Raw genomic sequence first — 25,886 nt, 5'->3', positions numbered from 1 at the left:
TGAATACAGCATCCTGCTAGTAGAAGCTGAGAGAAAAAACATCAACTCTCATCTGCTCTTATCAGACAGATAACAGTGAAACAAATTTCTACATGATTGGAAATAGCTTTCTAGTAAGTATGGTAATTGTTAGATGGTTAACCTAGTATGTAAATCAAATGCTACGCTACAGTTAGAAAGATTGAGAGGCAACTATGACTGCCCTGATTCTGAACCTCAGCCCCACCATTGAACTAACAGATGAGCAGTTCTTCCAACTGTGTCAAAATAATCGAGATTTGCGACTTGAGCGCACGGCAGAGGGAGAATTAATTATCATGCCACCAACTGGATGGGAAAGTGGAAATCGAAATAGTAGACTGACACAGCGTTTAGGTAATTGGGCTGACGCTGATGGCACTGGTTTGGCTTTTGACTCCTCAACGGGTTTCAAACTCCCCAATGGTGCAAATCGCTCTCCTGATGCATCCTGGGTGAGCCGGGAGCGATTAGAAGCCCTGAATCCTGACCCTGCTAAATTCCTCCCGCTCGCTCCCGATTTTGCGGTAGAATTACGCTCTGCTTCAGACAGCTTAAAGACTGTGCAACAAAAAATGCAGGAGTACATTGACAACGGTGTGCGTTTAGGATGGCTGATTGATCCGCAAAACCAACAGGTGGAAATTTACCGCCCAAGACAGGATGTCGAGGTTTTACAATCGCCTACTAGCTTATCAGGAGAAGATGTATTGCCTGGGTTTGTGCTAGATTTAGCACAGATTTTGAGTTAAGCGATCGCTTTTTACTCACATATCTTCTCAAAAGGCGTAGGCGTAGCCCGTCGTAGACATCGCTCAATTTCACTCATTTCAGAATTTGGACAACTTGCAGCTATGGTCTGGTAAAAAAATTAATATTGACTTAATACTAAAAATACTGTCTGCAATAAGCCGATAACAAAACCTAAAACACCACCTAAATTCACAATCGCTTGCAATTCATTTTTGACAATTCCCTCGATAGCTGCTTCTAAATCAGCCGGTGAAGTTGATTTCACCCGATCAACGATCACTTGATCTATCGATAAAATCGGAATCGCCTGTGCCACAATTACTTCTAAATCTTTTTCCAAATACTTGTCTAAAATTATAGCCAACTCTTGACTCATCACTTCTAAAGAAGTACTGACAACAGGTGAAGCACTAAGACGATTCAGCAGCACTACAGCAATATTTTGCCAATCAACAGAATCAGTTAATCCTTGTAAAAAATCGCTGCCACTGTTTTGCAGATAATGGCGGACACTTTCGCGGGTGGTCTTTCGTAGTTGGCGCACTGTACCCATCGGCAAGTTTTGTAATGATAAATTTTGCAGTAATTTCCGAATGCGATCGCGTATTTGCAAATCTTGAGTCAATTCCTGCAAGCGATTATTGGTAGCTTCTTTCTCATCTAAGCAAAAAGTTCGTAGCCGTGTAAGAGTATTACGTAAGCCAAACAAATTTGCTACTACCCAATAAGTACCACTGGTTTTTTCGCGGAACCCTTCATCAATAATTTGAATCGTGCGATCGGTCAAAAAATCAACTATCGCTTGGCGTAGCAGATCCGGTGGTAAAACTGCTTCCAACAACCAATCAGCAAGCCGCGTAGCTTGTTCTTCACTCAGTTGGAATTCCAGTAATATCTGGTCAAAAATTTGATTTATCTGCGCTTCCAAAAAGTCTTCACGTCGCGCTAAAACCTTGAGTAACCGTGGTAAGGATTCCCCTAGCAAATCCCGCAAAATTCCCGCCACAATTTTGGCACTTTTCTCGTTTTTATCTGTTTTGATTTGTTCAATCGCCAGCCGCAATAACCAGAGAATTGCTGCTTGCACGCGTTCTGTTTGCAACAAACGCCGCGCCAAATTTTGCAATTCTTGTGGTGTCAACAGTGACCCCATAATAGTCTTGGAAATGTTCAGAGCCAGACGTTCCTGATTGCGGGGAATCAAGCCAGGGGTGAAGGGTACTCTTCGTCCAGCAATGTAAATTGCTCGGTAAGGACGGAACAACATTTTGATGGCTATATCATTTGTGAAATAGCCAATAATTCCACCCAGTACCGGGGGAGACACATAAAGCCAAAGATGAGACCAGTCCACAGGATTTTGGATTTTGGATTTTGGATTTTGAATTCTAGATTAGAAATTAGGGATTGGGGATTGGTAATTGGCGGTTATTAGTTGCGAGTTGTTTTTCCACTAACTACTAACGATTTTCCATGAGCCATATTACCTATTCCGCAGTCCCCAATTCAAAAAACGATCGCAGACTCGCCATAAGCGAATCTATGACGTTGGCGAAGTCTCTCGTAGAAGAAGGCTTTACGCCACGCTATCCCAAATCTAAAATCTAAAATTTGCTGACTACCAGCACTCCCATCATACCGTTCGCAATGGGGTAGTGTGTGGCAACAGCAAAACCAACTTGACGCGCTAACTCTATTTGCTCTTTGCCTATGGGAAAGCGGTCTAAGCTGGGACTGATGTAAGCATATTCTTCTTTTAACCCTAAATAATTGGCAACTGGCACCACGAAACTATCCAGATACAACTGCTGAAAGGCACGTAACTGAGGATTGCTCGGTCGATGAAAGTCTAAAATTGCAGCTTTAGCACCCGGTTTCAAAACACGATATAACTCTTGGAGACTGCGGGGAATATCTTTAACATTTCTTAAACCATAGCCCATTGTTGCAGCATCAAATTGGTTGTCGTCAAAGGGTAAATTTAGCACATCGGCTTCTACCCAGGCGATGCCTACGGCGGGCAAAGCCAACGCAGGTTGAGGGTACTGCTTTTGGGAACGTTCTTTAGCAGTTTCTAGCAGGTTGCAGGAAAAATCCACTCCATATACCTGTCCTGTGGCTCCCACGCGCCTTGCCAAACGTAAGGCTAGATCGCCACTACCGCAGCACAAATCTAATGCAGTATCACCCGATTTAGCCGCACTCCATTTAACTGCCATTTCCTTCCAAATTCGATGCTGTCCTAAACTCAACCAATCGTTCAATTGGTCATAAACTGGAGCAATACGGTTAAAAATGGATTGAACTTCGTTAGTCATTGGGTATGAGGCATTGGGTATGGGGCATTAGTCATTGGTTTTTGACAAAGGACTAATGACTAATGACAAAGGACTAATGACAACTAGTCAGAGCGATCGCTACCAGTTGTGCTGATAAATTAATTAGCATTAATTCATCTTCCCGCAAAGTGCAAGGTTGTTTCCACTGTAGCGACAATACGCCCAAAAGTTGATTATGGTAGCTAATAGGGATGACTAAATGTGCTTGCACACCAGTATTTTGGTAATGAATAGCATCAATCAGTTTAGTATCTTTAAGTACATTTAAACATACTTGCATTTGCCCAGTGGCGATCGCTTGCGTTGTGAGTGGGTCAACAGATAGCCAATTTTCTATTGTACCTGTATCGCTGTAAGTTCCTTGAGTTGCAATCAGAGTATTGCCATTTGTAAGTTGTAAAATACAGCCTTCTGCCCCAAAAGTCTCACTTACAGCCTTAGCGATTGGAGCGAGAGTTTCCTCTAAGCTAGAAGCTGCTTGAGTTACCTGTACCAAAACACTCAGCAGCGCCATTTGAGCATGAGCGCGGCGTAATTCTTCTGTACGTTGCTTGAGCAAGTCGTAGGTTTCTGCTGCTCTTTGCACCACTGCCTTTAGTTCTCCTGGGTCCCAAGGCTTGGTAATATATTTGTAGACTTGTCCAGCATTAATCGCCTCTACCAAGTCTTCAATATCAGTAAATCCAGTAAGAATTATCCTGACTGTATCAGGAAACTGAGGTACAGTTTTGCTCAGAAATTCAGTTCCTTTCATTTCTGGCATCCGTTGATCGGAGATAATCACAGCTACCTCTCCTTCTGCGGCCAAAACTTGTAGGGCGTTCACTCCACTATCAGCTTTCAGAACATTAAAGTCGCGTCGAAATGTGCGATAAAGCAGATCGAGATTATCTGGCTCGTCGTCAACTACCAAGATTTTCAGCTTTTTTGGCCGTTCGAGAGTCATTACTTGATATTGGACTTTATCAATTTCGACACTGGGATTATCCATAAGATATTTCCTTTAAATATTTACTATCTTGTTATATTCCATACCAAGCTTAGTTGAGAATAGCCCAAATTTATCACGGGTTATTACGGACTTAATTAGCATATTTAAGTACAGCAATTATGTTTGCTACAGAGAATATTTGCCTGCCGCGATCGCAAGCACCCTTGCGTGGCTGTAAATTTAGATGGGGTTGAGAGCAACAGATGAATTCCTGCCCCCTGCCTCCTGCCTCTTTCTAAACTCAAGGCAGTAGGTGTGGGTGGTTCTATAGATTAGAATAAGACTTGCTCATGAGGTGTTAATCATCCTCTCAAGTTGAAGCTCGCATCCCGATTATGACTGATCTACCACCCAACGCTCAGAATCCCGAAGAAAATGCTACCAACGATGTAGCACAAGAGTTATTGCGAAGGCTGAGGCAAAAACAAGGCAACTGGGTGGAATGGGGAACAGCGATCGCCTCGTTGCTAAAAACCGGTTACAACCCCCAAGAAATTTTTGAGGCGACTGGATTTGAACCAATTCAACAAAATCAGGTGGTTGTTGGTTCTCAAGTTTACAATTCTTTGGAAAACTCTGGAGTATCGCCAGAAACGCGATCGCACTATGCAACACGCGGCAGTGATGTTTTATACGAACTCCGTTTGCTCACCCAAGAAGAACGCGCTGCCGCCGCCGAACTGATTTTCTTTCACAAAATCGATGCTGATGAGGTGAAGGAAGTCGCAAAAGCAATTAAAGAGTTCTCCTATTACCGGACTTTGCCAGAAGGGTTTTCTGCCCATCCTGGAGATGCTGTTGCTCACCAAGTCTGGAAACTGGCACGCCAAAATACAGATTTACAACAGCGCTCGCGCCTAATCGCTAAAGGTTTGCGTTTTGCTCACACGCCAGCAGCCAGGAAACAAATCGAACAACTACTGACTGATTTTACTACTGTTCCCCAGCGTCCAGCGCCAATTTTACCCTTTTACCGCCTGGAATTTGAAGAACAATTACCCCGAATTTTGCCTGTAGTGGGTGAATTGCCATTATCACGGCAAGATTTGCAAGCTGTGCCGATATTGACAGAAATTGAACCATTTCGTCTGGTTAAGTTTTCTGGAGATCAAGCTTGGGTACCATTACCAGGTTGGCAAGTGCTGTTAGCGGCAGAAGATCCAGTAGTGATTTTAGCGAATAGCGATCGCTTTCCCATCCAAACCCAAAACCAACTCGGACCCGTTGTAGTTGTGGTAGATCGTGCCAAACGAGAATGGGATGCCTCTAGCTATTTTGTCGTTGAAAATGGTGGTGAATTAGAGTTTCAATGGTTTGAAACTGAGCCAGAAATTCCCTTACTAGGACAAATTATTATCATTGTGCGTCCTAAGAAAATTCTGGATGAAGAATTAACTAAGGATTCCTGGCAGATTGACGAATAATTGAAGAAGAATTCAGGAGTCAGAACGGGCAAAACCCTAGCTATCCGCTAACAGAATTCAGAATTCTGCTTTGATAAACTTTCATTTTACTTTTCTCTCGCGGTTTTTAACCTCTCTCCTAAAAGTAGAGAGGCTTTGAATTTTTCCCCCTTCCCGCTTCGGGAAGGGGGTTAGGTTTGTCTGCATATATGTACCTCACCGAATTGCAAATGGCTATATATCTTTGCCATTAACAATTGTGCTACTCATTTGTTCTCGCAAAATTGCAACTTGAGAAATCATAATTTTCTCTAACGCACCAGTTTCCATCGCTCCCATCCAACGAATCATTGATGAGAGAAATAATTCTTTGAGGTAGGCAAAAGAAAAGCCTTCTGTTAATTCAACTATCTGAATCACAGCCTGTTCAGACAAGCCCATCGCACTTTTTAATTTTTCATTCCACAATGTGATATAGGCTTCTCGTTCGGGGATAGCTGGTAGATCGAAATGATATTTGCGATCGAAGCGGCTGGGGCGATTGCTAATTGCTGAATCTAAACGTTCTGGATGATTAGTGGTTGCAATGGTGACAATTCCTTGATTAGAGGCAAACCCATCAAGCTCATTTAAAAAGAAAGAGCGGTTTTCATCATTCAATAGAGAATCAATATCTTCTAATACCAAAACACAAGGGGCAGATTGCCGTGCTTGTTTGAATACTTTACGGATATTGTCACTATCAGTAGCATACTCAGACTTAAAGCTTTTAACATATAAGCAAGGCTGCTGCATTTGATTAATCAATGCTTTAACTGTATGCGTTTTTCCATTTCCTGGTGAGCCAATAAATAAAATACCACGTTTCCAAGGAACACCGTAATTTGCGTAAGTTTCGCGGGAGGCAAAGAAGTTTATTAGGTCATCTTGAATATCTTGTTTAAGAGTTCTATGCAAAACTAGATTCTCAAAAGTTGCGCTTTGAATAGATTGAAATAGGTCTGGATTTTTATCCCAGTAACCATCTTCAAAAACTAACAGTTCATCACGAATTTCTAAGTTCCAATCACAAACTGCGGCGAAAAACTTTTCGGCTACTTCTATGCTATCCGCCAAAATCCAAGAATAGCGAGTTTTACAATAACCTTCATTCCAACTCATTAAGAGGACATCAAGTTTATTTCCTTGCCATGAAACTTGAAATCTGGCATTTTCAGTATATTTGTAAATCTCGTTTTCCATCCCATTCCAACCAGTAAGCATCTGGTTATGGATATGATTATCATATTTAATTTTGCAGAAATTTGCCTCAGCGTACTTTTCTAAATTGAAAGAACTATCATTACTTTCCAGCAATGCTTTTTTAGGATAAATAGCTGCTAGTTCCTGACTAACATGATAGGAGATAGCATTATTAGATAAGCTAAGGGCGTATGTAATTAGTTTTTGAATTTTCATGTTTATTTTTTCTGGTTAGTTAGAGCTTAGAAAAATATCAAATTAAGCTAATCTAACATTAAGATGGCTGATTTGCGAATTCTGGCTTAAATAATTATTCTTCCAAATATAAAATTTGATATGTCAGACTCTAAATTTACTAATCCTGTCGTTCAAGAATCCCTGCACTCAGAATTGTCTGAGCGATCGCCTGTTCCTAACCTGCGCGAGAAGATTCTCGCAATTCGCAACAGTCTCCGCCCTGGACAACAACAAATGGCTGATTGGGGATCTGGCCCCTTGGCTATTTCTGCCGTTCCTGGCGCAGGCAAATCTACTGGGATGGCGGCGGCGGCGGCGATCGCGATCGCCCGTCAATATGAACGTTATGCCCAGTCACGCCCATCCTCGCGTCGTCATTTGGTAGTCGTCACCTTTACTCGTTCTGCTGCTGCCAATATTAAAGCGAAGATCCGCAAATTCTTACGAGATGATTTATCTCTACCTCAGACAGGCTTTTTTGTCTATACCTTACATGGTTTAGCGTTGAACATTGCTAGCCGCCATTCAGATTTATCGGGTTTGCAATTAGAAAATGTCACATTAATTACACCAACCCAAAGTCACCGTTTTATCAGAACATCTGTAGAACAATGGATTGCCAATAATCATCGAATATATTTGCGGTTATTAGAAGGTCATCAATTTGACGGAGAAGAAACAGAAAGGTTGCGTCGTCAATCGGTGCTGCGAACAGAAGTATTGCCAGAATTAGCTAATACAGTAATTCATGAAGCAAAAAGTTCGGGGATATCGCCCGAAAAATTGCGGGAGTGGAGTAGACAAACCACAGACGAATATACAATTTTGAGCGTAGCGGCGGGATTGTATGAGCAATATCAAAACTTAATGCGATCGCGTGATTTCATCGACTACGACGATATGATTTTAGCTGCACTGCGCGTTTTAGAAAACGACAGCGCCCGTCGCATTGAGCAAAACCAAGTTTTCGCCGTCTTTGAAGACGAAGCCCAAGATTCTAGCCCTCTACAGACGCAACTGCTAGAAATTTTGGCAAGCGATGCAGGAGATAATTCTTCACTCCTAACAGACGCGATGAATCGCGTCTCTGCTGACTCTTGTACAGACGCGATTCATCGCGTCTCTCCCCACTCCCCACTCAATTTAGTCCGAGTTGGCGATCCCAACCAGGCGATTAACTCTACCTTCACCCCAGCCGACCCGATTTATTTTCGGCAATTTTGCGAAGAGTGCGATCGCATCAAACGATTGGCAACGATGGATCAAGCTGGTCGCAGTAGTAGAATTATCATTGAAGCCGCGAACTTTGCCCTGAAATGGATTAATAATCAGTCCTTAGCAAAAACGAATAACGGACAACAGATTCCTGACAACCGACAAGTGCCATTTCGCTTCCAAACAATTCACCCTGTTGAAATTGGAGATCCGCAAAAGAACGCCAACCCAGCACCAATAGGACGGGGATTAGAACTTTATACCCCGCGTGACATTCATCACACCGTTGAATTGTTATCTCAAAGAGTAATCGAGTTATTTGGCGAAGACCCAACACAAAATAGTGCAGCGATTTTAGTGCGAGAAAATCGCCAAGGACGATGGTTAGCAGAGGCTTTAACATCTGTATGTAAAGAGCATAATATTACACTTTACGATGTGGGAGAACGCGATCGCCGTTCTCATGTACCCCAAGAGATTTTAGCATTGCTGCAATTTTGCGATCGCCCCCACTCCCCCGATTACCTCAAAGCTGCATTAGAAGCATTAGTACAGCGCCAGTTAATTCCTACCCAAGACCTCAACGCCCTTGCTAGTCTACCAGAAGAATTTTTGTATCCTGGCCCCCTAGCAGCATCCCAGCCAGAAACAGTTCAAAAGGCTGCACGCTTGTGTCGCAATTTACTTCGCGCCCGCTTGGAATTGCCCCTGTACCAGCTAATTTCCTTTCTCGCTTTGACCTTAAATTATGACCAGGCAGAATTGGCAACTGCTGACAAACTTGCAGAACGGGTAAATCAGCAGATAGCTGGCAATAGTTCAATGGGGGGAATGCTGTCAGCTTTAAGTGAAATCGTCAGTTCCGAACGGTTTGAACCAGTGGAAACCGAAGATTCGGAAGAACGTTACACTCGTCGCGGTCAACTGACCATTATTACCATGCACAAAGCCAAAGGGCTAGATTGGGACTATGTATTTCTTCCCTTTCTCCACGAAAACTTAATTCCTGGTAGATTTTGGGTTCCTCCCCAAAGCCAGTTCTTAGGAGATTTTACCTTATCAGAAGTAGCCCGCGCTCAAATTCGTGCTGCTCTCCACGGCGAATCTACTATACCAGATGTCACACAAGCATGGGAACAAGCAAAGCACTTGAAAATATCTGAGGAATACCGTTTACTTTACGTTGCGATGACACGGGCCAAGCGTCTGGTGTGGATGTCAGCAGCGCAGAAAGCCCCCTTTACTTGGAGTAAACCAGATAATTTACAAGAACAAGCGCCTTGTCCAGTTTTTCCAGCATTAAAGCGGCAATTTCCTGAATGTGTGATGAATTTAGCGGTAATGGCTAAATAATACCATTTCACTTTAATAATGATACAAATACACTGGTAGGGGCTTGTCTTTGCCATTGGTGTCAACTTAAGGGACTTCCAAGAAATAAATTATTCCATCTTGTGGGGTGGGCATCCTGCCCGCCCTGAATATGGGACGGGTGTTAGCGTAGCGGCACGTAGTGCGGACACCCATCCCACAAGAAAATTTGGGATGTTTTTTTATTTGGAAGTCCCTAAGAGAAAATCTGCTTTGTTTCAAGGTTTTGCCCTCATCCCCTAACCCCTTCTCCCAAGTTAGGAGAAGGGGAACTGAAGAATTTGCTCCCCTCTCCCAATTTTGGGAGAGGGGTTGGGGGTGAGGGCACAACCTCGAAAGCTTGCCAATCCTAACTTCACTCGTTTTGTTGACACCTATGGGCAAAGACAAGCCCCTACGAGAAATCTATATGTATCAGGATTTTTGTGAATTGGTATAAGGGCGTTCAAAAGCCGATAACGGGGCGTTTAGACCGTCCTGACTAGAGAAGCCAGTGCGCCCTTGCGGTTCCCTACTTGTTCGCTCTTAGCGTTCCCGCAGGGTAGCAACTGGCGCAACGCAGAGAGAGGAATCGGAGATTTTCACGACTCATTTAGGATTGCTATAGTAGCGATCAGATTGTGAATATTTGTACGAAATAAGCTATTTAAAGTGAAAGTTGCCGTTTGAAAATTGGTGTTATGTATTGGTGCTGAGATTTTAATCAGAAATTCATTTACCAATGAAAACCCAACAGTTGACAACGACACAAGAAAATAGACCCAGCAAGACAAAAAAACAGTCTTTTCCTGGCATTAGTATTGGTACTCCTAAAGTACCATTCCGCCAATGCAAGAAAACTGTACAACAGCATGAGTTACTCAGTAACTGGGAACACGCGAGTTAATTGTGTAACATCCTCTCATCCCAATTTACCAATCGTGATGCATAAATTAGGAGTGCAATGGATTTTTCCAGTCTATTGCCATAAGCCAACAATCTGAGTATTTCCCTTCATGTAGCTCATGGGCGGGCAATAGCTTCACTTTGACAAAACCACATTTTTCATAGCAACGGATAGCGCGAGGATTGTCAACATGAGGATCTATGACAATTTTATAAGCTTGTCGCTCTTCAAAAAGATAACCGATAACTGCTGACAAAATTTTTGTACCAATTCCCTTGTTCCAATAGTCGGTTTCGCCTATGAACAAGTCAATTCCGTAGACATAATCAGTTTGATCGAGATGATACAATTGTCTATCGGTTTGCGATAAGTCATTGAGCGCACAATACTGCAAATAACCAATGGGGATATTTTCATAGTAGAACAGACACGGAACAACCGGGTCATCTCCCTTGATCATAGGTTTGTACGTTTCTATAATTCTTTCTAAATCAAAAGGATTATCTATTCCTTCATAAAATTTCAAAACTTGTGCATCAGTTAACCATTTTGCCATCAACTCATAATCAGATATTTTATCTTGCATTAGACGAATAGCAATTTTATGTTGTTCAATTAGCATTTCTTGTGTATATTTTTCTAGCTATACTTTTTAAATCAGCGATGCAATGATATTGATACTCATAGCTAAGATCGTGGTATTGAAAAAGAAGGATAATATGCTATGTAACAGAGTCAAGCGCCTCATATCGCGCGATCTCGTCTCCACATCTGAAACTTGACTAGTCATGCCAATTACAAATGAATAATATAAAAACTCCCAATAGTCTGGATAGTCGTTATTAGGAAAATCTAAACCTCCGATGATTTCTTCACTATTATTACGATTAATATATTTGTAATAGCTGTGTGCATATTGCACTGCAAACATCGTATGCACTAGTAACCAGGAACCAACAATAGTCATAATTGCAAGTATGACATGTAGAATAAGTAGAATTGTTGACAACCCTTTTTTATCATTTAGTAAAAACCCGATCGCTAAAACACTAGCACAAGCCGCAGCTATCACCAGCATAAATATAGCTAAATGTCCTTCATATTCATTCTCAGCATAACGGCGAATTTTTTCTGGTGTAGCCTTAATCATCTTCCACCAGGTTACGGCTAAGAACAAGTCAACACCGGAGTTCCAAGTGCAGAGAATACGAGTCGCTAAGTGCAGCCAACGGGGAAGAATTACTGAAACTAATACAGCAAGTGCGACAGCAATTATCAATCTGGGTCGGGGGTCAAAGTTTTTAAATAAGTTAAGTTTCATAAATATCTTGCACCAAATTAGAGATAAAAATCGAACTTTTAAACCCTGACTGTATGCTACGTGTAATAGTTGGGGTCTTAGACCGTTTCTTTGTGATGCATATATTTACCCCCCGGCTACACCGTCCCCCCTTGTGAACGGGGGACTTATTATGTGTATCTTCATACAGAATTGGTCTTAGACCCTTGAATGTACGATAAATATACTCTCACATATTTACTTGAATCACTGTAATGCTTTGTGGCAATGACATTTTCTGGTAAATGACAGATTTCTTAAAACATCAGTGATGCGATCGCTCTATGATTCGGTAAGTATGGTCTAGGCGAAGACAGATTATGACGCAAACAATCTCAATCAACGACTCCGGGCGGTTGCAACTCACACCTCTAGAAATCCCATCCCGTCTATTGTTAGGGCCTGGCCCCTCCAATACCCATCCTACAGTTCTCCAAGCGATGAATACCTCACCAGTTGGGCATCTTGACCCAACTTTTCTCGCCCTCATGGATGAAATTCAGTCGTTGCTACGCTACGTATGGCAGACAGAAAACCCACTTACTATTGCAGTCAGTGGTACAGGAACAGCCGCAATGGAAGCAACGATCGCTAATGCTGTTGAACCTGGTGATATAGTTTTGATTGGTGTAGCTGGTTATTTTGGTAATCGCCTCGTAGATATGGCTGGACGTTATGGCGCTGATGTGCGAACCATTACCAAACCTTGGGGACAAGTTTTCAAGCTTGATGAACTCAAAACTGCTCTAGAAACTCATCGTCCAACGATTTTAGCTCTAGTTCATGCCGAAACTTCAACCGGCGCACGGCAACCGTTAGAAGGAGTTGCTGATTTGTGTCGTGAATTTGGTACTTTGCTGCTGGTGGATACTGTGACAAGTTTGGGTGGTGTCCCCTTGTTTTTGGATGCTTGGGGAGTTGACTTAGCTTATAGTTGTAGCCAAAAAGGGTTGGGTTGTCCCCCTGGTGCTTCGCCTTTTACCATGAGTGCGCGTGCAGTTGAGAAGTTGCAACAGCGCCAAACAAAGGTTGCAAACTGGTATTTAGATATGTTGTTACTGGGTAAGTATTGGGGCGCTGAACGCACCTATCACCACACAGCACCGATTAATTTATATTATGCATTGCGGGAAGCATTACGTTTGCTGGCAGAAGAGGGGTTAGCAAACTCCTGGCAGCGTCATCAAAAAAATGTAGAGTATCTCTGGGAAGGGTTGGAGAATTTAGGACTGAGTATGCATGTTGAGCAAGAGTATAGACTACCAACCCTTACCACTGTCCGCATTCCCGCAGGAGTAGATGGGAAAGCGATCGCGCGGCAGTTACTCAATGAACATAACATTGAAATTGGCGGTGGTCTTGGCGAACTAGCTGGTCTTGTCTGGCGCGTGGGATTGATGGGCTTTAATAGTCGTAAAGAAAGTGTTGACCAACTTTTAGCAGCACTACGGCAGGTTTTGCCTAAGTAATTATTGGGTGAAAATAGTACGTTAACAGTCAATACGGTTCAGTTAAGGCTAAAACTCTGGTTCCAAAGTCAATTTTTTAACGAACCGCCAAGACGCAGAGAAGCCAGTGCGTTGGGCGGGTTCCCCGACTTGAAGCAACTGGCGCGACGCAGAGAGAAGAAAGAGAGGCCTAACTGAACTGTATTGCGTTAACAGTAGCTTAACGCACTTAATTAGCGCGATGTGCGACTTATTCTTAAAACCCCGCTTCCATTCCTCTCCCCGTTGGCGTCAGCCTGCCGTTAGGCAAGCGGGGAAAGGCTTTAAGTCTTGCTCCCCTTCCCTCGTAGGGAAGGGGCTGGGGGTTAGGTTTGAGAGAAAGTTGCACACCGCGTTAATTATGGCATTACAATCATTACCAATTACAAGAAGCAACCAAGCTAGCTACTATCTCAACTAGTTCATCTGGATCGACGGGTTTAGATACATGAGTGTCAAAGCCATCTTCCAAAGCACGGATACGAGCTTCAGCATCAGTATAGGCTGTTAAAGCAATAGCTGGGACTCGTCCACAATTCTTTGATTTGAGCGCACGAAATTTGCGGATGAAAGTGTAGCCATCCTCCCCAGGCAACCCAATATCAGAAATTAAAACATCAGGCTGCAATTCGGATAATACTTGGCGTGCCTCATCTGCTGATATTACTGGTATAACTTTTGCTCCATCCATTTCCAACACAGTAGTAATGAAAAAGCGAGTATCATTATCATCTTCAATGACCAGAATATCTAAACCAGCAAGAGTTCCAGAAGGTTCCATAAAAGACATTTTATCGTACTTACGAATTCGTAATTACGAATTATTAACTAACTCCTCACTTGTCTAAAGTTCTTACACTCAGCACTTGCGGTGGTGTCGAATCTGGCGGGTAAATCACATCTACCTGTACTATCCGTTTAGTGGCAGGTGGAAGTACAACTTTTACCAATGGTTCTAACACCTGACCAGTTCTGTGCCATAAATGTATGTAGCGCGTCTTTTGTTGACCTTGGTCATCGAAATAACGTAGCCGCACTGTACCACGGAAGAAGGGAAAATCTAGGGATGGTTTCCTAAAACGTACACCACCTTGGGATAATTTATCTTCCTTCAAAGGCGTTTCTAAAGTGACGGTAACAGTCTGGTTTTGGTTGGTATTGTTGCTTAAAGGTAAGGTGAGTTTATATTCCACCCCATAATTACCATGTGCTTCATAAGCCGTATCTGGATAACGTACCAGCATTTTGGCCGTTTGGATTTGTTGAGTACCCAATTGGCCACTCCGCAATGTGTCTAAAACATAAGAAATAGCTTTGCCACGCTGGGGAATAGTAAGATTTGTGCTTTGGGGATTATCCACCAACTTTGCTTGCCACTGGGAACCTTGTGACACACCAGCTACACGCCCATAAATCAGTGCGCCACTGGTAGCATTTGGAGGAGTTGGGGTTTTATCTCGCGGCCCGGCAAAGTTCCCGTTATCTAGTAAAGCTTGCCATTCTGCAAGAGTTGGTGGGCGTTCTGTATTCTCAGAATTTTTCTTGGCAAACATTGCTAAACTTGCCGCATAAACTTGATCGCTACTACGCAACCGCATAAAGCTAGAGCGACCATTTACAGGCTTTTCTAGATTTCGTACAGGGATTGGATGATTTAGCAACATCCGGCTTTGTCCTGGGGGAATTATCAGCTTTGTGGGAAAATCAGCTTGTCGAACACCTCGCAGTACATCACCTACAGCGCGATCGCCTGGCCCAGAATAAGCTTTACCATCGTTATTTTCTACGTAGGGTGGTAAGGTAACAAATGGCGCATCTTGCATCAAATAGCTCGCTGCTTGCAACACATCTACTGTTACAGGTTCTTTACCAGGATTATGCACAATTACACCCAGGTATAGCGTTTGTAAATCCTTGGGAGTGTGGGTGTAATGGTGGGCAAATAAGTCAAAGCGTCCGTTGAAGGGAAAATTTAGGTGCGCTGCTGCAACTTTTTTACCCTTTGTAGGAAATGTAGAAAGTAGGATACCCTCAGTTTTGATCCATTCTGGGCTATTGCTGTTAAAAACGGGTATTGTATCCAACTTGCCTGGTAGCGCCAGAACTTCTCCTGGTTGCACAATTTCTTGGGGTGCTAGCTGAGGTGAAGTTTGAGCGATCGCTGAATTCCTTTTATCTACTGTGCATCCAAAGGTTTGAATTATGGCAAGTCCTAATAGAAGTGTGAATACAGGCAATGGTAATTTAGCCAGCATAAATTTGCGCGTCAGTCAAGCTGTAGTGTTAGATATAACAAGTTATTATTACAAGTTACTAGAAGCGAATTTCTGAAAATGCGTAGGCGTAGCTCAACTCAGGCATCGCTATCTATAATATATCTGGTATTCCTGACTAGCTCACTGTGAGAAAAAACCAACAAACAGTAGAGGTAAGAGTATTAGTAGGGATACGATTAATACGAGGGTTGCCGGCTCGATTTTAATCTGATTCTTTTCTGGATCGCGCATTTGGCTTTCTCTGGAAAAATAAATATATTAACTTAGACTAAAGGATGTTTATTCCTTTTTCCAAGCCCAATCAGGTTGAAAAATGTAAATTTTTAGCAACTTTATCGCCATATCAGCTTATTTTTTCCAAGGCAATTTAGTTCCCATCTCAGTCAATGCAGAAAAGATGAGATATAGGACGAGTAACCCAGCACCTACAAGGAAAGCCAGTAAATCATTATCCATAAATGCGATTTGCTAAAACTTTGCTAAGAGACTTCCAAGAAATAAATTATCCAATCTTGTAGGGTGGGCATCTTGCCCGCCATATAAACTGGGCGGGCAAGATGCCCACCCCACCATCAATAATTGAATATTTTTTTATTTGGAAGTCCCTAATCATAGCGAAATAAACCAAATTATGTTAATAAACATAAACAGGCTTAAAGTCTTTACTAATGACAAAGGACAAATAACAGCCCTTGTCAGTTAGCTTTAATTACGCCAGCCTACTCAATCTTTAGCATTTTTCTGAGTCTGCAATCTTTGGTCTTCTGGATGCAAACTGTACCAGCCATACCAGTGACGAGCTGCTAGCCAAACGGCTGAAAGCCAACCCGCTAGGCTGAGGGTGAGTCCACTGAAGGGTACTAATAATCCAAAGATGGGTAATACTGCTCCAGCAATAGTGCAGATAATCGCAGCTAAAGAAGCACTGCGACTAGCTCCCAATCCCCATGTCAAAAACAGTAAGATGATAGAAATTAAAGTCCAAGCCAACTGAGCATTGATGACACGAGCCAGATAGGTCAAAATCAATAGACAAGCAAAGAAAATACTACCAGCGATCGCAACATTTCTGAAACTCATTGGTAGTGATAAATATAACAACAATATCCACCACAAAAATATTGCTGGTGCTAGCAATAAAAGCCGCGGAATTACCCCCGTATGACGAATCGGTTCGGTATTCGTAAACACTCCAAATGGATTTTTGACTGAAACATTCTCGTCAAATTTCCAAGTAAATTGTGTACTGCGTCCGTCAGATTTAATCTCATCAGGTTCAATACCACTGGCAAAATTAGCCGGAGCAAAGTTAGCAATTGCTGTAAGACGGAAGTTAGATAAAATCTGTCCCCCTGCACTATAAACCCAGCGAGGCCCGCCTCTAGCCTGATAGGTGACTTTAAATGTAGTTTCTTCCCCTGGTTGCAGGCGGAAGGGAAAACCATAATCTTCTGGATTGATTTGTTGCAACCTAGTCCCATCACGCTCGATTTTGTAGCTAGAAAGCAGTGTGTACCCGTTGGGTGGCGGTGCTTCAAAGAAAAAATTATTAATATCCTTGAGTTGGTTAACTACTTTATAATCGGCAGTATAATTCGCCCGATAAATTGAGCTACGACCTGGAACATCTACACTTTGGTCAAGTTTGACTTGAATTTGCGAACCAGCCAAGGTCAAGAAGCGGTTAATGTCTCGTGTCTCATTTACCTTGACTATTTTGTTACCGACTTGAGTGTTATATGAGTATGGCTCCCGGATAGTGTAGCGGATTTGGGGGGCAAGTTGTTCGAGCTTTTCACCTGCAACACTTTCGGTTACTTGAGCTACCTTTGCTTGTTCCCAGTAGTGGTAGCGATTGCTTAAGGTTGAACAGAGAAAAAATCCCGGTACTAACAGAACTAATATTAGAGTTAAATGTTGTAATCCGCGTAACAGTTGGGAATAACCAATAGCCCATTCGCCGATGAATATAAGCTGTTCTGGCTGGCTGCGACGGAGGGAAAAACTTATCAGTGCGATCGCAACTCCTAAAGCTACAATCAAAAATACTAATAACAGCGAAGCTTTAAGCGCCTGGGTTCCAAATTGAACAAGCTCAATCGGATGCGTCAAATCCGGTAATCCGGGAATACCTTGAGCAGAAGATGACATTGGCTAATTTTTGCAGAATTTGGAGAATCAGACTGATAAATTCTCTTAAAAGTTTCTGAATAATAGTTTTATTTAATACGCAGATATTTTCAACAAGTGCTGCTGAATTGCTCAACGGCAACTGAGAACTTACACAAAAGATACCTCAAATTCTTATTTATCTGTGTTCTCTGTGGCTCTGCTGTAGTCTGCTGCAAGCCCTGTTGTATCTACGTTTTTCTGTTAATCATGCCTAAGTCTTATTAGTATCAACATCAAAAACCCGGTCTTCATGAACGGGTTTTTGAGTGGAAACATGGGGCTATATTGCCCGAAGGTTAGTTATAGAAATTCAGTATAAAATCGATGCTCTGATCAGGGATACCGCTCGACTGTTATCGATTTCGGAAAATTAGCTAAGAATTTTTGAGTAGTACAGCACGGCGTAAATAAACCACCAACGAAACGCTTACGCTGTATTCATTTTTAATTTTTAATTTTTAATTCCGCCTTGCGGTAGTAATCTTCCTTTCTCTTCCAAAACACATCAACCGACTGGTCACATCAGAATGTAGGATTGAAAAATATTCATTTTCCGGCTTTTGCTGATGAATAATGTATTTGGTAGCTGGCAAGAATGGTTAACAGTATTCACCTATCTAGGTTTTACAGTCTTTATTATCTGGCGCGTGTTTACCGCCGAGAAGAATTAAAAAAGCTGCATATCATTTCACCAGGGTCTTTTTGCTCAAAGGGCAAAACAGCCCCACCTTGTTGAACTTTGACTCGTTCACGGCAATTGTAAACCTCAGTGGGTCTTTTGACTCCATCTACACTAACGACTGCCTTGTATTCCCAGTAACTTTTAGCACTTCGGTTGATGCTGAGAATACAAATCTGGTGGCGTTGGGGTAGCCGGTCGTAGAAATCGTAATTGCGGCATACAGATGCAAAAGCTGGATGTGCTACGGATAAGTCTAGTATCAATAGCAACAAAAATATTCCTATTTTGATCCTGTTCATAAAAAATTATTTAACATTAGGAACTCCGTAAAAATAAAATACCAGTTATGGGAGAGTCCTACAGGACTCCTATTTGATTTTTGAGCAAATTAAGTACCAATCGAAAAGGCTTATTCCCTACTCCCCACTACTTCGGCTTACCTCGGCTTCGCTCGGCACAAGTCGCTCAGTACAAGTCCCTATTCCCTACTCCCAGCCTACGCAAGTCAGTTCAATAATCAAAGCAAATCACTCCATATAGACAATTTGTATTGAGCAGAAAAATCTCAAACTTGATGGTGTTCATGTACCATACCTTAATACCAATTCGTAATATCCTGCGGGAAGCCGGACTTCGTGCGTCTACGTAATTGAGAAAGTCAGATTACATCTAGTTGGGTTTCCACCATTTGTATCTGTAGTCTTATTTTGGAGAATTGATATAACAATAATTTGCAAAAAAAGCCAGTCTTAAGGACGATAAAATTGCGACTAAAAACAAATTTTGAGCAATCTGAGATTGCACGCTGTTGTTCGGCAGTGCTGCTTTTCGGTCAAGTGTGGCTACATTTTATCCAGGGAAAAACTTACTACCGCAAAATTATGCAACATCTGGTGACTGCTGGGCCTGGTTCTATCTCTCCAGTTCTCCTGGTTAGCGGTTTTGCAGGAATGATTTTTACTATTCAGACAGCAAGAGAATTAGTCCGATTTGGGGCTGAAAATGCTGTGGGAGGTGCTTTTGCCTTAGCTTTTTGTAGAGAATTGGCTCCAATTTTAACCGCTAGTATTATGGCAGGACAAGTGGGTTCTGCTTTTGCCGCAGAAATAGGTGCAATGCGGGTAACTGAGCAAATTGATGCACTTTATATGCTCAAAACTGATCCCATTGATTATCTAGTACTCCCTAGAGTAATTGCTTGTTGTTTGATGGTGCCTTTGATGACGATTTTGGCTTTAGTAACTGGGATTATCGGCGGAATTTTTGCCGCATCACATTTTTACAAAATTATTCCCGAAACATTTTTAGAATCAGTCAGAAATTTTTTAGAACCATCAGATTTGTTTATTATTTTGCTAAAAGGGTTTATTTTTGGTGTGCTGGTTGCTGTCATTGGCTGTAGTTGGGGTTTAACTACCAAGGGGGGAGCTAAGGAAGTAGGAGAATCGGCAACAAAGGCAGTTGTTACTAGTTGGGTATCCATTTTTATCATGGATTTTTTCCTTTCTCTACTGCTATTTGACCAGCCTGCATTTTGAAGGGAGCAGGGGGAGCAGGGGGCAGGAGAAGAAAATTAGTGGTGACAGAGCTTACTGTTCGCGTAGCGTCCCACAGGTAAGTACAGTTTTCCTCCTGCCTTTATTGAGAAATTTTTAGGTAAGAAATATCGGTTCTGAAGCGTTGGCGCAGTCCGCCACAGGCATCCTTAGTTTTTCTGAGTATACTTCATAACGTTACCAGAACGTGTGAATATATTAACTTGTAGATTAGCGCACCCAAAGCTAAACCTGCCAATGAAAAGATAGATGTAGTAAAAAAAGCTAGCCCTTCTCTAAGACCTGCTCTTTGAAAGTCTATCCTGACTAATATAGTTGCCGAAATGATGAGTAAAGTATCAAGAAATACCCGAAACCAGGCAATCATCAGAAAAAATAAGAAAGCTGCTAAGACGGCAACGCCAAAAGACCTGATATTTGATTTAAGCAAAATACCGAAGTAATATGTCATTCTCGGCCAAGGAGTGGTCAACGTAACTATTAAAAGCAAGATTGCAACCACAGTCAGCACCCACACAAACACAGGAGCGTGTGTTTCAGATATTACCCAGCCCAAGGTGCTGTAACTAAGCAGTACTAGCGCCAGGGACACCCAAGGAACTCTTTTCAAAATTGACATGGGTTAATATTCCTAGTACAGGGTCAAGGTATTATTCCATTATTAAACTAATTCGTAATTCGTAATAGAGCCTCCGGCACGCTACGCGAACGTAATTCGTAATTAAGTTTTGCATTAGCGTTCGCGAGTCCGCGAGCGTCTGGGCAAACTCCACTGCAAAACTTGTCATTTGTTAGAACCGAGGGACTTAGACTCCTCAAAAATTTTGAATTTTATATAGAAATGCGCTTTGATTTATGTTCGCTCAGTGTGGCGTGGCTATAGTTATTTGGCTTAAGAAGCAACGGAAAATAAGGCTCTTTGAGTTGTGCCTAGTTTCGCAAAAATCAAAAATAAGCCCTATAGAAGGCGGACTATTATAACTATTGACTAATAGCTAAACAATCATTTTCTGCCCACCAAGCGTAGATGGGCGTGTCGCGGTCTGGTAAAGCACCAAAAGTATTAGGTTGCAATACATTTATCCTAATACCATTTGTTAATTCCACACCATAATTAATATGTGTGCCCAAATACATAACATTGACAAGCCGTCCTTCAAAGCAGTTAGTTGGCAAATTAGGTGGATAAAGAGAAAGCTGTATTTTTTCTGGGCGCACACTCACTACTACCGCTTGTGATAATTGAGATGGTGTGTCTTCAGCGCGGCTAATGACAATTGAGAGTCCTGTTTTTGTGGAAATTTTCACATTTGAGGAGTCTACTGCTACTATTTCACCACTGAATAAATTAGTATCGCCAATAAAATCAGCCACAAAAGATGTCTGAGGACGTTCGTAAATTTGGCTGGGAGTGCCAACTTGTTCAATTTTGCCTTGATTCATTACAGCAATGCGATCGCTCAAAGATAATGCTTCTTCTTGATCGTGTGTCACCATCACAAAGGTTACTCCCAAGTCTTTGTGTAAATTTGATAACTCTACCTGCATCTCTTTACGTAGTTTTAAATCTAACGCCCCTAAAGGTTCATCTAGTAATACGACGGTGGGACGGTTGACTAAAGCCCTTGCTAAGGCGACTCGCTGCTGTTGACCACCAGAAAGTTGACTGGGAAAACGCGATCGCAAACTTTCCATTTTCACTAACTTTAAAGCTTCTTGAACTCTAATTTCAATTTCCGATTTACGGATTTTTTTTAACCGTAGTCCGAAGGCGATGTTATCCCAGACATTCAAGTGATTGAATAGAGCGTAACTTTGAAATACAGTATTGACGGGTCGGCGGTAAGGCGGCACATTAGTCATAGACTGACCCTGAATCAACACTTTGCCAGCATCAGCGATTTCAAAGCCAGCAATTAAGCGTAGTGTTGTTGTTTTGCCACAACCGGAGGGGCCTAAAATACTAAAAAATTCTCCTTGTCTGACATCCAAATCTACTCCATGTACTGCTGGTTCTTGGTTAAAAAACTTGAACACGTTACGCAGTTCAACATCAAGTGGCTGAAAAGTTGTTATCCCCCTCTGATTCTGCATGACAATTTGAGCCATAATCCTTAGTAGAATGCCGTGATCTTACGTAATTTTGTCACTAGTCTATTGGGCAGACTATATTTGACACTTTGGTTTATTGTATCCGCCAAAAACAATTGTTCAAGAATATACTTGCCCGATTTTTTCATACCCAGTCTTGGGCATGAGTTTAGGGTAATTGTATACAGATAATACTGCTCTGAGAATCATTCTTTGTCTTATGTCTTTATTTCCATCAATTGGCAGCAAAAAAGATACACGCACAGTTGGACGTGGTTCCCAATCAATATTTTTAATCGTATTTACCCTCTTAACGATCGCTGGGATTGAGGCTCGTTTGGCCTATTTGCAAATTGTTGAAGGGCCAAAACTCCGAGAACGAGCCGAAGCGAACCGGATTCGGATGATTTCTAAACAACCCGAACGGGGTAATATTTTTGACCGCAACGGTAAACTTTTAGCCAGTACTCGCTATCCTAGTTCTGTATATTTGTGGCCGATGGCACATACTAAGCCTTCCTGGTCTATAGTCGGCCCGCGTCTAGCGCAAATTCTCAACATCCCGCAAGATGAGATGGAAAAGAAATTAGAACAAGCAGGTGCTAATTCTTCTTCACTCATTCGGGTGGCTCGCGATCTCAATGAAGCAGAAATTACGGCACTAAAGGAGTATAAAAATGAACTCCCAGAAGTGGAAATTAATACAGATTCTGTCCGTTATTATCCTCATGGGAAGAAATTAGCTCATGTATTAGGTTATACGCGAGAGTTGACCGCCGACCAGTTAAAGGACAAGAAGCAGGAAGGCTACCGACTGGGAGATGTAATTGGTCAGATGGGGGTGGAAAAAGCTTATGAGAAAGTGCTGCGAGGCGAATGGGGCGGTCAGCAGGTGGAAGTGGATGGTGCGGGTAGACCAATCCGGGTTGTAGGGGAGAAACAGGCAAAAGCTGGTAACGATTTGCATCTGACCATAGATTTGGATGTGCAACAGGCAGCAGAAAAAGCTTTAGGAAATCAACGAGGCGCGATCGCAGCACTCGATCCAAATAACGGTGCTATTTTAGCATTGGTATCTTACCCCACCTTTGACCCGAATATCTTCTCAAAACAAAAACTCTCCCAGAAAGATTGGGAAAGCTTGCAAGGTAAAGATCATCCCTTGGTCAATCGGGCTTTGAGTGCTTTTCCACCTGCCAGTACTTTCAAAATCGTCACCACGACAGCCGGGTTGGAATCAGGTGAATTTTCTCCTGATACAATATTGCAGACCTTTGGTTCTCTTACCGTTGGTGGAGTGACTTTTGGTGAGTGGAACCACGCCGGATTTGGGCCATTAGGATTTCCCAGAGCGATCGCTATGAGTAGTGATACTTTCTTCTATCAAGTTGGGAGAAAAGTTGGTGGCCCAACTTTAATCCAATGGAGTCGCAAATACGGGTTTGGTCAAAGAACTGGCATTGAATTTCGTGATGAAGAATCAATAGGCTTAGTTCCAGATGAAACATGGAAGCAGAGAGTTTTGAAAACACCTTGGACTGTAGGCGACACCATTAATATGTCAATTGGTCAAGGCGCTTTGCAAGTGACACCCCTACAATCGGCAATTATGTTTTCTGTCCCTGCTAATGGCGGATATCGCGTTCAACCGCATTTGCTCAAAGACAACGAAGAAGCAAAAAGTTGGCGAGAATCCTTAAATATGAAGCCAACAACTATCAAAGTTCTCCGCGACGGACTGCGGAGGGTGGTGAGTGAGGGTACTGGTAAGCGCTTAGACGTGCCAACAATTGCCCCGGCTTCTGGAAAAAGTGGCACTGCTGAAGCCGGTGTTGGTCGCCCAAATCATACTTGGTTTGGTGCTTATGCCCCTAGTAATAAGCCAGAAATTGTGGTTGTGGCCTTTGGTGAAAACTCCGGCGAACATGGCGGTACTATTTGTGGCCCGATGGTTTTACAAGTGCTAGAAGCTTATTTTCAGCACAAGTATCCAGGTAGGTATGAAAAACCTAAGTCTGAAGCATCAGAAGCAAAAACTCAGAATTCAGGACATGGCACTGGAGACTAGTGGTTCATATCATTAATTTTGATAGGTGAGGGTGAGCAGATTGAGCGGATACTGCGGATACTATTTAATTCACATTAGACGTGAATTACGAATTACGAATTATTTTAATCTCGCGCGGTGCGTTCTGATTCTTGTACAAGCAGTTTTTGCTTTCGCTCAATCCCCCAGCGATAACCACCAAGACTACCATCACTCCGCAGCACCCGATGACATGGTATAATCACCGCGATCGGGTTAGCACCACAAGCATTTCCTACCGCTCGGACTGCTTGGGGTTTGGCAATATCACGAGCAATATCAGTGTAGGTACGAGTTTCGCTATAGGGAATTTTTTGTAACACCTGCCAAACCTGTTTCTGAAATGCTGTCCCACGGATATCAAGTGGTAAATCGAGATGTGCTTCATCTCCCGCAATCAAGCCGAGGATTGCTTGTATCCATTCTTTGTGTATGTGGTCATCACGGATGATATGCGCTTGGTGAAATTCTTGATTCAAGATGTGTTCAAGTTTGTCTGCTTCATCACCTAGTTTAACGGCGCAGATACCCTTATCTGTTGTTGCCACCAGTAAATATCCTAGCGGACATGGAGCGATCGCATAAACAATGCTGATTGTCTTTCCGGCTTGTTGGTAAATTTTTGGTGTCATTCCCAGTTGCTTAGGTGCTTTCTCATAGAGTTGACTACTTGAACCATACCCCGTGTCGTAAACTGCATGAGCAATTTCTTCTCCTGACTGGAGACGCTGCTTCAATCGTTGGCTACGCAGTGCATCTGCATATTGAAAAGGGGATACACCAATTATTTGCTTGAATACCTTTTGCAAATAACTAGGACTCATTTCCACCTGAGAGCATAATTCTGAGAGCGTGGGGACGCGATCGCTTTGTGCTTCAATATATCGACATACTGCTAAAACTTTCGCTTTGGCTGGATTTGGAACTGTTTCAAATTGTGGCTGACAGCGCTTACAAGGTCGAAAACCTGCGTTTTGAGCTTCTTGTACCGACTGGAAGAAACAAACTTGATTGCGATTTGGTCTACGACTAGGGCAAATAGGCCGGCAATAAATGCCTGTGGAACGAACACCGTAGAAAAACTTGCCGTCAATTGTGACATCTCGATTGAGAACGGCTTTCCAGAGGGTTTCCTCAAAAAGTTGTGTCTGTTGTAATTGCATTCATACCACCTCTGCCCTTTCTGTTCCACTATGTACTAAGCTGCTAACACTAGATTAAGTGGATTGAAAAACTACTTTCTATCTGATTGTTGCGATCGAAGTCGGCTCCGTTTACTGCAACTACGGCTAGACGATATTACGGGCAATGCTTACGGTGTTCTGGGTGCGTAAATTTCGAGAATAATTTATGAGAATTTAGGATGCGATCGCTTTTTTGGAGTTTTGCTACTTTCTACGACTGTTATAGTGTCTTCGGCTTGGGTAACAGTTCGCCATGTGTATCTGCTCAGGATGATTCATTCAATATATCTAAAAGTTCTTGAAGAATTTTGAGAGCTTGTTATTGTAGCGGTTTTTACCAAGGAAATTCGCAAGTTCACCTTGAAGTGTATACTAACGTTTGACGATAGTAACGTAAAGCGATAGGATTGTGATTGTTAGTTTTAAATCTGAAGAGACAAAGCTTATCTTTGACCAGGGTTAGCGCGTCTCAAAGCCTATTGACAAGAGGACTTGCCTGATCAGCAATCTTTGTTGGAAACAAAGTGACACCATCCGAGGTAGGGTAAGATTTAATTC

The 25,886-nt window shown here is 42.4% G+C and carries 20 protein-coding genes; 7 read left to right on the top strand and 13 right to left on the bottom strand.

All coding sequences use genetic code 11. The features are described 5' to 3' along the window. The first annotated feature begins 194 nt into the window (after positions 1-194). Positions 195-770 carry a Uma2 family endonuclease gene (locus HWQ36_RS03610; protein WP_292698175.1) on the top strand — a complete coding sequence of 192 codons (576 nt, stop codon included), beginning with the start codon at positions 195-197 and terminating at the stop codon, positions 768-770. 119 nt (positions 771-889) lie between these two features. Here the strand turns inward: HWQ36_RS03610 and HWQ36_RS03605 are convergent, their stop codons facing one another. From HWQ36_RS03605 to HWQ36_RS03595, 3 genes are all read right to left on the bottom strand, one after another. Next, a complete protein-coding gene (locus HWQ36_RS03605) occupies positions 890-2,125 on the bottom strand; it encodes a DUF445 family protein (RefSeq protein WP_292698173.1) in 1,236 nt (411 codons plus the stop codon). Positions 2,126-2,375: 250 nt separating this feature from the next. After that, on the bottom strand, positions 2,376-3,089 hold the full coding sequence (gene ubiE, locus HWQ36_RS03600) for a bifunctional demethylmenaquinone methyltransferase/2-methoxy-6-polyprenyl-1,4-benzoquinol methylase UbiE (protein ID WP_292698171.1): 714 nt from the start codon (positions 3,087-3,089) through the stop codon (positions 2,376-2,378). A gap of 73 nt (positions 3,090-3,162) precedes the next feature. Beyond that, a complete protein-coding gene (locus tag HWQ36_RS03595) occupies positions 3,163-4,101 on the bottom strand; it encodes a response regulator (protein ID WP_292698170.1) in 939 nt (312 codons plus the stop codon). A gap of 335 nt (positions 4,102-4,436) precedes the next feature. Here HWQ36_RS03595 and HWQ36_RS03590 point away from each other — a divergent pair, with 335 nt between their 5' ends. Further along, on the top strand, positions 4,437-5,525 hold the full coding sequence (locus HWQ36_RS03590) for a RuBisCO accumulation factor 1 (RefSeq protein ID WP_292698168.1): 1,089 nt from the start codon (positions 4,437-4,439) through the stop codon (positions 5,523-5,525). Positions 5,526-5,738: 213 nt separating this feature from the next. On the opposite strand, the gene HWQ36_RS03585 is transcribed toward HWQ36_RS03590, so the two are convergent. Next, the gene (locus HWQ36_RS03585; protein WP_292698166.1) at positions 5,739-6,962 is read right to left on the bottom strand and encodes an ATP-binding protein; all 1,224 of its coding nucleotides are present in this window, start codon (positions 6,960-6,962) and stop codon (positions 5,739-5,741) included. Positions 6,963-7,082: 120 nt separating this feature from the next. Here HWQ36_RS03585 and HWQ36_RS03580 point away from each other — a divergent pair, with 120 nt between their 5' ends. Beyond that, a complete protein-coding gene (locus HWQ36_RS03580) occupies positions 7,083-9,551 on the top strand; it encodes an ATP-dependent helicase (RefSeq protein WP_292698164.1) in 2,469 nt (822 codons plus the stop codon). 739 nt (positions 9,552-10,290) lie between these two features. Further along, entirely contained in the window at positions 10,291-10,455 is a 165-nt protein-coding gene (locus tag HWQ36_RS03575) for a hypothetical protein (RefSeq protein WP_292698162.1), read from the top strand. 46 nt (positions 10,456-10,501) lie between these two features. On the opposite strand, the gene HWQ36_RS03570 is transcribed toward HWQ36_RS03575, so the two are convergent. Both HWQ36_RS03570 and HWQ36_RS03565 read right to left on the bottom strand, forming a co-directional pair. Next, positions 10,502-11,077, bottom strand: coding sequence for a GNAT family N-acetyltransferase (locus HWQ36_RS03570; protein WP_292698159.1), 576 nt, complete (start codon positions 11,075-11,077; stop codon positions 10,502-10,504). A 30-nt stretch (positions 11,078-11,107) separates the two neighbouring features. After that, complete coding sequence (locus HWQ36_RS03565) at positions 11,108-11,776, bottom strand: DUF1345 domain-containing protein (protein ID WP_292698157.1); 669 nt, start codon at positions 11,774-11,776, stop codon at positions 11,108-11,110. 338 nt (positions 11,777-12,114) lie between these two features. Here HWQ36_RS03565 and HWQ36_RS03560 point away from each other — a divergent pair, with 338 nt between their 5' ends. Further along, positions 12,115-13,263 carry an alanine--glyoxylate aminotransferase family protein gene (locus HWQ36_RS03560; protein WP_292698155.1) on the top strand — a complete coding sequence of 383 codons (1,149 nt, stop codon included), beginning with the start codon at positions 12,115-12,117 and terminating at the stop codon, positions 13,261-13,263. Positions 13,264-13,657: 394 nt separating this feature from the next. On the opposite strand, the gene HWQ36_RS03555 is transcribed toward HWQ36_RS03560, so the two are convergent. From HWQ36_RS03555 to HWQ36_RS03540, 4 genes are all read right to left on the bottom strand, one after another. Beyond that, entirely contained in the window at positions 13,658-14,062 is a 405-nt protein-coding gene (locus HWQ36_RS03555) for a response regulator (protein ID WP_292698153.1), read from the bottom strand. A 55-nt stretch (positions 14,063-14,117) separates the two neighbouring features. Then, entirely contained in the window at positions 14,118-15,536 is a 1,419-nt protein-coding gene (locus tag HWQ36_RS03550; protein ID WP_292698151.1) for a DUF3370 domain-containing protein, read from the bottom strand. A 744-nt stretch (positions 15,537-16,280) separates the two neighbouring features. Further along, positions 16,281-17,708, bottom strand: coding sequence for a hypothetical protein (locus tag HWQ36_RS03545; RefSeq protein WP_292698149.1), 1,428 nt, complete (start codon positions 17,706-17,708; stop codon positions 16,281-16,283). Between the two features lie 672 nt (positions 17,709-18,380). Then, entirely contained in the window at positions 18,381-18,710 is a 330-nt protein-coding gene (locus tag HWQ36_RS03540) for a hypothetical protein (RefSeq protein ID WP_292698147.1), read from the bottom strand. Between the two features lie 465 nt (positions 18,711-19,175). Between HWQ36_RS03540 and HWQ36_RS03535 the strand changes: the two genes are divergently transcribed. Further along, complete coding sequence (locus HWQ36_RS03535; protein ID WP_292698144.1) at positions 19,176-19,949, top strand: MlaE family lipid ABC transporter permease subunit; 774 nt, start codon at positions 19,176-19,178, stop codon at positions 19,947-19,949. A 187-nt stretch (positions 19,950-20,136) separates the two neighbouring features. Here the strand turns inward: HWQ36_RS03535 and HWQ36_RS03530 are convergent, their stop codons facing one another. Continuing rightward, positions 20,137-20,586, bottom strand: a complete 450-nt coding sequence (locus HWQ36_RS03530; RefSeq protein WP_292698142.1) for a hypothetical protein — start codon at positions 20,584-20,586, stop codon at positions 20,137-20,139. Between the two features lie 362 nt (positions 20,587-20,948). Further along, positions 20,949-22,076, bottom strand: a complete 1,128-nt coding sequence (locus tag HWQ36_RS03525; RefSeq protein ID WP_292698140.1) for an ABC transporter ATP-binding protein — start codon at positions 22,074-22,076, stop codon at positions 20,949-20,951. Between the two features lie 202 nt (positions 22,077-22,278). Here HWQ36_RS03525 and mrdA point away from each other — a divergent pair, with 202 nt between their 5' ends. Next, complete coding sequence (mrdA, locus tag HWQ36_RS03520; RefSeq protein WP_292698138.1) at positions 22,279-24,126, top strand: penicillin-binding protein 2; 1,848 nt, start codon at positions 22,279-22,281, stop codon at positions 24,124-24,126. Positions 24,127-24,230: 104 nt separating this feature from the next. Here mrdA and ada read toward each other — a convergent pair whose 3' ends face one another. Further along, on the bottom strand, positions 24,231-25,307 hold the full coding sequence (gene ada / locus HWQ36_RS03515; RefSeq protein ID WP_292698136.1) for a bifunctional DNA-binding transcriptional regulator/O6-methylguanine-DNA methyltransferase Ada: 1,077 nt from the start codon (positions 25,305-25,307) through the stop codon (positions 24,231-24,233). Between the last annotated feature and the right edge of the window lie 579 nt (positions 25,308-25,886).

Origin of the sequence: Nostoc sp. NMS2, from assembly GCF_017115105.1 — a bacterium.
GTDB lineage: Bacteria > Cyanobacteriota > Cyanobacteriia > Cyanobacteriales > Nostocaceae > Nostoc.
Note: the sequence above shows the minus strand (reverse complement) of the source record. Positions and strands in the feature narration are given on the sequence as shown.

What these genes read in the sequence shown, in the direction of transcription:
- HWQ36_RS03590 (WP_292698168.1), top strand. Translation starts at nt 4,437, where the DNA reads ATGACTGATCTACCACCCAACGCTCAGAATCCCGAAGAAAATGCTACC.
- HWQ36_RS03560 (WP_292698155.1), top strand. Translation starts at nt 12,115, where the DNA reads ATGACGCAAACAATCTCAATCAACGACTCCGGGCGGTTGCAACTCACA.
- HWQ36_RS03585 (WP_292698166.1), bottom strand. Translation starts at nt 6,962, where the DNA reads ATGAAAATTCAAAAACTAATTACATACGCCCTTAGCTTATCTAATAAT.
- HWQ36_RS03530 (WP_292698142.1), bottom strand. Translation starts at nt 20,586, where the DNA reads ATGTCAATTTTGAAAAGAGTTCCTTGGGTGTCCCTGGCGCTAGTACTG.
- ada (WP_292698136.1), bottom strand. Translation starts at nt 25,307, where the DNA reads ATGCAATTACAACAGACACAACTTTTTGAGGAAACCCTCTGGAAAGCC.
- HWQ36_RS03555 (WP_292698153.1), bottom strand. Translation starts at nt 14,062, where the DNA reads ATGGAACCTTCTGGAACTCTTGCTGGTTTAGATATTCTGGTCATTGAA.
- HWQ36_RS03575 (WP_292698162.1), top strand. Translation starts at nt 10,291, where the DNA reads ATGAAAACCCAACAGTTGACAACGACACAAGAAAATAGACCCAGCAAG.
- HWQ36_RS03525 (WP_292698140.1), bottom strand. Translation starts at nt 22,076, where the DNA reads ATGGCTCAAATTGTCATGCAGAATCAGAGGGGGATAACAACTTTTCAG.
- mrdA (WP_292698138.1), top strand. Translation starts at nt 22,279, where the DNA reads ATGTCTTTATTTCCATCAATTGGCAGCAAAAAAGATACACGCACAGTT.
- HWQ36_RS03565 (WP_292698157.1), bottom strand. Translation starts at nt 11,776, where the DNA reads ATGAAACTTAACTTATTTAAAAACTTTGACCCCCGACCCAGATTGATA.
- HWQ36_RS03610 (WP_292698175.1), top strand. Translation starts at nt 195, where the DNA reads ATGACTGCCCTGATTCTGAACCTCAGCCCCACCATTGAACTAACAGAT.
- HWQ36_RS03570 (WP_292698159.1), bottom strand. Translation starts at nt 11,077, where the DNA reads ATGCTAATTGAACAACATAAAATTGCTATTCGTCTAATGCAAGATAAA.
- HWQ36_RS03550 (WP_292698151.1), bottom strand. Translation starts at nt 15,536, where the DNA reads ATGCTGGCTAAATTACCATTGCCTGTATTCACACTTCTATTAGGACTT.
- HWQ36_RS03580 (WP_292698164.1), top strand. Translation starts at nt 7,083, where the DNA reads ATGTCAGACTCTAAATTTACTAATCCTGTCGTTCAAGAATCCCTGCAC.
- ubiE (WP_292698171.1), bottom strand. Translation starts at nt 3,089, where the DNA reads ATGACTAACGAAGTTCAATCCATTTTTAACCGTATTGCTCCAGTTTAT.
- HWQ36_RS03540 (WP_292698147.1), bottom strand. Translation starts at nt 18,710, where the DNA reads ATGAACAGGATCAAAATAGGAATATTTTTGTTGCTATTGATACTAGAC.
- HWQ36_RS03545 (WP_292698149.1), bottom strand. Translation starts at nt 17,708, where the DNA reads ATGTCATCTTCTGCTCAAGGTATTCCCGGATTACCGGATTTGACGCAT.
- HWQ36_RS03595 (WP_292698170.1), bottom strand. Translation starts at nt 4,101, where the DNA reads ATGGATAATCCCAGTGTCGAAATTGATAAAGTCCAATATCAAGTAATG.